The sequence below is a fragment of the Pseudomonas sp. MF08817 genome (genome assembly GCF_059862705.1).
Genome location: NZ_JCBCUY010000006.1, coordinates 161,909 through 167,937, shown reverse-complemented (window position 1 = coordinate 167,937; position 6,029 = coordinate 161,909). Strand labels below are relative to the sequence as shown.

Sequence of the window (6,029 nt, the reverse complement as noted above, 5' to 3'; positions counted from 1 at the left end):
TTGGCTGGCTGAAGGAGAACCGTCGCATCGTGACGCGCTTCGACAAGCTCGCAACAAGTTTTGCGGCGATGGTCTCATTGGCCTGCGCTATGCGGTGCTTGCGACAATACTTTACGTACAGAGCCTAAGTGCGTGGCAGCACACACTGCAAAGAAACTGGTTCAGGCGCGTCACGCCGGGCCTTGGGCGAAGGTCGCCACGGCCAGGGGCTTGGCCTGGTAGGCCGGCGGTGGTGGCGCCAGGCCCAGGTGGCGGGCGAGCACGTCGAGCAGGGCGGTTTGCTCGTTGTCGTCCAGGGCCAGTTTGCCGGTGCGCGCATCGATCAACTCCAGTTGCCAGGCCAGCAGGGTCAGGCAATCGTGCAGGGCTAGCAGGGCTGGCTCGGCCAGTTCCTGATGCCGCGGGTCACGGCTGAGCAAGGCGTGGATCTGCCGGCAAAACGGCGCGATAACCGACAGCGCCAAGGCGTCGGCGGCGCCGGCCAGTTTGAGCAAGGTGGCCTGCAGGCACTCGATGGCGTCCCGGTCATTGAGTATCAATTGCAGGTGACTGAGGCAGTCTTCTGACTTGGCCAGGAGCGTTTCGGCTTCGAGGAGAAACTCGGGGAAGCGCCGCTGCCATTCCTTCGCGTCGTTCAACATGCTTTTCTCCACAACATTATTGAATGTGAGAGGGGAATGTCGCGTGTGGCGAACGATCGCAATTTAGTTGGGCGCTCGGAATCTTGTATGTAGTCCACTTCCGAAAGTTTACGCACTGAAACAATTGTGTGCGCTATTTCACTTTCTTGTGGGGTTGCAGCATGGTAGGGGCTTGGGTCTTGCGCTGGCCAGGCATGAACGCCAGGAAAGACTGGGCGACGAGCGGCGTTTGTCCAAGGTTCGGGTATCACGAACAAAAGCCTGACTCCATTCATGCAATGAGAATGGCGTCACATTAATGGCTATTGGAAAGGGCGAATATCAGGCCGTGCCTGAGTGCCCATAGGGGAATCCCTTAGGCACAGGAACTTTCTGCCGGGAGGCGGGTCTGGCAGCGGTGATGGCAAAGTAATATGACTGATGTCAGTAAAGCATGATGTTAATGTGACATCAATGCTCGATCGTGGCATTTTGTCGGCAGGGTCAAGGTCCGGCGGTAGCCGCCGATAACTCTGTTTAGTGAATTCATCAGAACAAGCCCAGGAGTCATTAATGGCCGGCATTCTCGACACGGTAGACCAACGCACCCAACTGGTGGGTGAGAATCGCCTGGAAATCCTCATGTTCCGCCTGGCCGGGCGACAGTTGTTCGCGATCAACGTGTTCAAGGTCCAGGAAGTGCTGCAACTGCCCAAACTGACCCTGATGCCCCAGCGCCACCCGTTCGTGTGTGGCGTAGTCAACCTGCGCGGCCAGACCCTGCCGGTGATCGACCTGTCCCAGGCCATCGGCATGCGCCCCCTGGTGCCGGGGCCCGACAGCACCATCATCGTCACTGAGTACAACCGTTCGGTGCAGGCATTTTTGGTGGGCGGCGTGGACCGCATCGTCAACATGAACTGGGAAGCCATCCTGCCACCGCCCACCAGTGCCGGCCGCCAGCACTACCTGACTGCCATCAGCAAGGTGGACGAGCAGTTGGTGGAAATCATCGACGTCGAAAAAGTACTGGCCGAAATCGTGCCGTACAACGCCAAGGTCTCGCGCGACAAGCTCGACGACCCGCTGCTGGCGCGGGCCATTGGCCGCGAAGTGCTGCTGGTGGATGACTCCAAGGTGGCGCTGTCGCAGTTGCGCGACACGTTGTCGCAACTGGGGGTGAAGATGCACGTGGCCAGTGACGGCCTCAAGGCGTTGAACATGCTCAAGGCCTGGGCCGACAGCGGCGTGGTGATGACCGACAAACTGCTGATGATCTTCACCGACGCCGAAATGCCGGAAATGGACGGCTACCGCCTGACCACCGAGATCCGCAACGACCCGCGCCTGCGCGGCCTCTATGTGGTGCTGCACACCTCGCTGTCCGGCAGTTTCAATGACTCGATGGTCAAGAAGGTCGGCTGCGACAACTTTCTCTCCAAGTTCCAGCCCGACAAACTGGTGGACGTGGTGCGCCAGCGCCTGGTCCTGGATGAAGCGCCGGCCTGATCCCGGCCTTTGATTCGGCCCGCCACCTCGTATAGGGTGGCGTTTTGACCCTATCGGGAGCCGGATCATGCTCTACCTCAGCGCGCTGTATCGTTACCCGCTCAAATCCGCCAAGGCCGAGCCTTTGCAGCAGATCAGCCTGGACAAACTGGGCCTGGACGGGGACCGGCGCTGGATGCTGGTGGACGAAGCCAGCGGCCGCTTTCTCACCCAACGCGCCGAACCCGGCATGAGCCAGCTCACGGCCCTTTGGAACGCAACCGGCGGCCTGACCCTGAGTGCCGTCGGCCGTGCCTCCCTGGACGTACCCTTGCCCGGCGCCGATGAAGCCCTGCGCGGCGTGACCATTTGGCGCGACAGCCTGCGCGTGCCGGACGCCGGTGACGAAGCGGCGGCGTGGGTCAGCGAGTTCATTGGCAAGCCCACGCGCCTGGTGCAGGTGCCCGTGGCGCGGGCGCGCACCACCGAAGCCGGCTATGGCCGCGACGATGACAAGGTGGGGTTTGCCGATGGCTATCCGCTGCTGCTGATCGGCCAGGCGTCATTGGAAGACTTGTCCGGCCGCGTTGGCCGCTCCCTGGAGATGCTGCGCTTTCGTCCCAACCTGGTGATCGAAGGCAGCGGCGCCTTTGCTGAGGATGGCTGGAAACGCATCCGCATCGGCGACGTCGAGTTTCGCGTGGTCAAGCCGTGCTCACGCTGCATCCTGACTACCATCGACCCGCAGACCGGCGAGCGTGATGCCAGCCGCGAACCCCTGGCCACGTTGCAGAAATACCGGGCTCAGGAGGGCGGCGCAATGTTCGGCCAGAACCTGGTCAACGACGGCAACGGCGTGCTGGAAGTGGGCATGCCGGTGACTGTGCTGGAGTAAGGGGTGGGAGTGGGCACGCTCACTCCCACGGGAGGGACGACACATTCGGGGGCTGCAATCAGCCCCGGTACTCGCACAGGTAAGCCGAGTCGACCGCCACTTTGAGCTGGAACTTGCTGTTGGCCGGGATGTTGAACTGGCTGCCGGCGGGGAAGGTTTCCCAATCGCTGCTCTCGGGCAGCTTGACGGTCAGCGCGCCGCTGACCACGTGCATGATTTCGCGCTGGGCGGTGCCGAATTCGTACTCGCCCGGGGCCATGACGCCGATGGTCGCCGGGCCTTCGGCGGTGCCGAAAGCTATCGATTTGACCGTGCCGTCGAAGTATTCGTTGACTTTAAACATGGGCGATTCCTCGAAATGGGCTGAAAAGGCCGGCCAGTATGCACAAGCCCCCCTGAGCCGTCACCTGCCGCCTGCGGGGCTCAGGCCGGCAGAATCAGCGGCAGCAAGCGTGCGGTATTGCGCGCATCTTCCAGGGCGCGGTGTTGCTGCCCGTTGAATTGCATCCCGGCCAATTGCAGCGCGCCGTTGAGCCCCAGTGGCCGCTCCAGGCGCCGGGCCTTGGCGAAGCGCTGCTTGAGGTTGATGTGCGGCACCTGGCGCAGCAGGCTGTGTAACGGCTGGTCGCGCCATTCCTGTTCCAGTTGGCGGCGGTCGTAGTCGCCCCAACTGGCCCAGCCTTCGAGGCGGCTCGCGTGCTGGCCGAGCCAACGTTCGAACAGCGGCCACACCTCGGCCAACGGGCTGGCAGCGTCGATCTGGGCCTGGGTGATGTGGGTCAGCTCGCGGCAGAACGGTGTCAGCAGCGGGCGGCGCAGGGGCCGCACGAAGCGCTGGAAGTGATCCACCTCGCGGCCCTGGCGGGTAACCAGGGTGGCGCCGATTTCAATGATTTCCATCTCGGTGACCGGCCAACCGCCGTCGTCGGTGGTGGCTTCAAGGTCAATTACCAGCCAATGAGGCATTGCAGGGTTCCTGGTATCCGCGTCCTGATGGGGCTTGAGCGTAGCCAAAGCGTAAGGATAAGCCCAGCTGCCCGTAGGACTATTCGACCTCCAATAACACCTGACGGTTCTTCACCTGATCGCCCGGGCTCACCTGCACGCGGGTGACCACGCCGTCGATCCCGGCCTTGAGCGGGTGCTCCATTTTCATCGCCTCCAGCACCAGCAGCGGTTGCCCCGCGCGCACGCGGCTGCCGACCTCCACCAGCACCTGCACAATCGCGCCATCCATGGGCGCCCCTAGCACACCGCTGGCCACCCCGGCCTGGGCCGCCACCGGCGCGTGGGTGTAGTCATGCAGGTGCACGGCGCCCTGGCCGGTGAGCAGCCACAGTTCATCGCCCGCCAGGTGATAGGCGTGGCGGCGGCGCACGCCGTCCCGTTCCAGCAGCAGCCAGCGGCCATCGTCGTGCAGCAGCTTGAGGTCGATCAGTTGTTCGCCGACGCCAATGCACAGGGTTTGATCGCCCCGTGCACTGAGTTCAACGGGCCATTGCTGCTCGCCCTGGCCGATGCGGTAGGTCAGCGCCGTGCCCTGGTGGTTGCGCCAACCTTGCAGGCCCGTGGCGTGGGCGCTGGCCGAGCGCTGGTAGAACAGCGCGGCGGCGATGGCCAACGCACAGGCCTGGGGCGGTTGCGGATGCAGGCTGGGGGCATCGGCAAACTGCTGGGCGATGAACCCGGTGCTGAACTGGCCGCTGGCGAAATCCGGGTGAGCGAGCAACTCGGCGAGCAGCCGCTGGTTACTCGCCAGCCCCAGCAGTACGCAATCCTGCACGGCGCGCAGGAGTTTGCGCCGCGCCTCTTCGCGGGTGGCACCGTGGGCGATGAGCTTGCCCAGCATCGGGTCGTAGAACGGGCTGATGACCTGGCCCTCCACCACGCCATGGTCCAGGCGCACCCCCGGTTGCAGGGCCGGTTCCCAGCGCAGCACGCGCCCGGTTTGCGGCATAAAACCCTGGGCCGGGTCCTCGGCGTACAGGCGCACCTCCATGGCGTGGCCGTGGCACGCCACTTGTTCCTGGCGCAACGGCAGCGGCCACCCGGCGGCCACCTGCAACTGCCAGGCCACCAGGTCCAGGCCAGTGGTCATTTCGGTCACCGGGTGCTCCACCTGCAACCGGGTGTTCATTTCCAGGAAGTAGAACCGCCCCTGCTTATCCAGCAAGAACTCCACCGTGCCTGCACCCACATAGTCGACGGCGCGCCCGGCCTTGAGCGCCGCCTCGCCCATGGCCTGGCGCAAGGTATCGGTCAGTACCGGGCAGGGCGCTTCCTCGATGATTTTCTGGTGGCGGCGCTGGATCGAGCAGTCGCGTTCGCCCAGGTAAATCAATTGGCCGTGGTGGTCGCCGAACAGTTGTACCTCCACATGGCGCGGCTCGAGCAACGCCTGCTCGAGGATCAACTCGGCGCTGGCAAAGGCATTCAGCGCCTCGGAGCGGGCGGTGTGCAATTGCGCCACCAGGTCGTTGGCGTGCTGCACCAGGCGCATGCCGCGCCCGCCGCCGCCGGCGCTGGCCTTAATCATCAAGGGGTAGCCGATGCGCGCGGCTTCGCGTGCCAGGGTGGCGTCGTCCTGGGCCGCGCCCTGGTAGCCGGCGATGCAGGGTACGCCGGCCTCGAGCATGGCCAGTTTCGACAGGCGCTTGCTGCCCATCAGCTCGATCGCCGCGCTGCTGGGGCCGATAAAGGTGATGGCCGCCGCCTCGCAGGCCCGGGCGAACTCGGCGTTCTCCGAGAGAAAACCGTAGCCGGGGTGGATCGCATCGGCCCCGGTGCGCCGTGCTGCGTCGAGGATCGCGGCGATGTTCAGGTACGACTGCTGCACCGGCGCCGGGCCGATGTGCACCGCCTCGTCGGCCTGTTGCACATGCAGGGCCTGGGCGTCGGCATCGCTGAACACGGCCACCGTGCGATAGCCCAGGGCATGGGCAGTGCGCAGGATGCGGCAGGCGATTTCGCCACGGTTGGCGATCAGGATTTTGCTGAAACGGGGCATGGCGGCTCCTTGGGGAGTG

At 64.3% G+C, this 6,029-nt stretch carries 6 protein-coding genes and 1 pseudogene; 3 read left to right on the top strand and 4 right to left on the bottom strand.

Annotated features, from left to right (window positions below):
- Nucleotides 1-128 (top strand): annotated as a pseudogene (locus tag AC19YR_RS05900) (IS5/IS1182 family transposase); the annotation flags it as partial.
- 42 nt (nucleotides 129-170) lie between these two features.
- Here the strand turns inward: AC19YR_RS05900 and AC19YR_RS05895 are convergent.
- Nucleotides 171-641, bottom strand: a complete 471-nt coding sequence (locus AC19YR_RS05895) for a hypothetical protein (RefSeq protein ID WP_095107530.1) — start codon at nucleotides 639-641, stop codon at nucleotides 171-173.
- Between the two features lie 552 nt (nucleotides 642-1,193).
- Here AC19YR_RS05895 and AC19YR_RS05890 point away from each other — a divergent pair.
- Together AC19YR_RS05890 and AC19YR_RS05885 are read left to right on the top strand one after the other, a co-directional pair.
- A complete protein-coding gene (locus AC19YR_RS05890; RefSeq protein ID WP_095107531.1) occupies nucleotides 1,194-2,129 on the top strand; it encodes a chemotaxis protein CheV in 936 nt (311 codons plus the stop codon).
- A 67-nt stretch (nucleotides 2,130-2,196) separates the two neighbouring features.
- Nucleotides 2,197-3,003, top strand: a complete 807-nt coding sequence (locus AC19YR_RS05885; protein ID WP_500597536.1) for an MOSC domain-containing protein — start codon at nucleotides 2,197-2,199, stop codon at nucleotides 3,001-3,003.
- 58 nt (nucleotides 3,004-3,061) lie between these two features.
- On the opposite strand, the gene ppnP is transcribed toward AC19YR_RS05885, so the two are convergent.
- The 3 genes from ppnP to AC19YR_RS05870 form a co-directional block, all read right to left on the bottom strand.
- Nucleotides 3,062-3,346: a pyrimidine/purine nucleoside phosphorylase gene (ppnP, locus tag AC19YR_RS05880; RefSeq protein ID WP_095107533.1), complete on the bottom strand. Its 285-nt coding sequence runs from the start codon at nucleotides 3,344-3,346 to the stop codon at nucleotides 3,062-3,064.
- An 80-nt stretch (nucleotides 3,347-3,426) separates the two neighbouring features.
- Nucleotides 3,427-3,969: a 3'-5' exonuclease gene (locus AC19YR_RS05875; protein WP_095107534.1), complete on the bottom strand. Its 543-nt coding sequence runs from the start codon at nucleotides 3,967-3,969 to the stop codon at nucleotides 3,427-3,429.
- A gap of 79 nt (nucleotides 3,970-4,048) precedes the next feature.
- Nucleotides 4,049-6,010, bottom strand: coding sequence for an acetyl/propionyl/methylcrotonyl-CoA carboxylase subunit alpha (locus AC19YR_RS05870; RefSeq protein ID WP_500597534.1), 1,962 nt, complete (start codon nucleotides 6,008-6,010; stop codon nucleotides 4,049-4,051).
- Nucleotides 6,011-6,029: the final 19 nt, after the last annotated feature.

Coding starts and splice junctions, on each gene's coding strand:
- AC19YR_RS05890 (WP_095107531.1), top strand. CDS start 1,194: ATGGCCGGCATTCTCGACACGGTAGACCAACGCACCCAACTGGTGGGT.
- AC19YR_RS05875 (WP_095107534.1), bottom strand. CDS start 3,969: ATGCCTCATTGGCTGGTAATTGACCTTGAAGCCACCACCGACGACGGC.
- AC19YR_RS05870 (WP_500597534.1), bottom strand. CDS start 6,010: ATGCCCCGTTTCAGCAAAATCCTGATCGCCAACCGTGGCGAAATCGCC.
- AC19YR_RS05885 (WP_500597536.1), top strand. CDS start 2,197: ATGCTCTACCTCAGCGCGCTGTATCGTTACCCGCTCAAATCCGCCAAG.
- ppnP (WP_095107533.1), bottom strand. CDS start 3,346: ATGTTTAAAGTCAACGAATACTTCGACGGCACGGTCAAATCGATAGCT.
- AC19YR_RS05895 (WP_095107530.1), bottom strand. CDS start 641: ATGTTGAACGACGCGAAGGAATGGCAGCGGCGCTTCCCCGAGTTTCTC.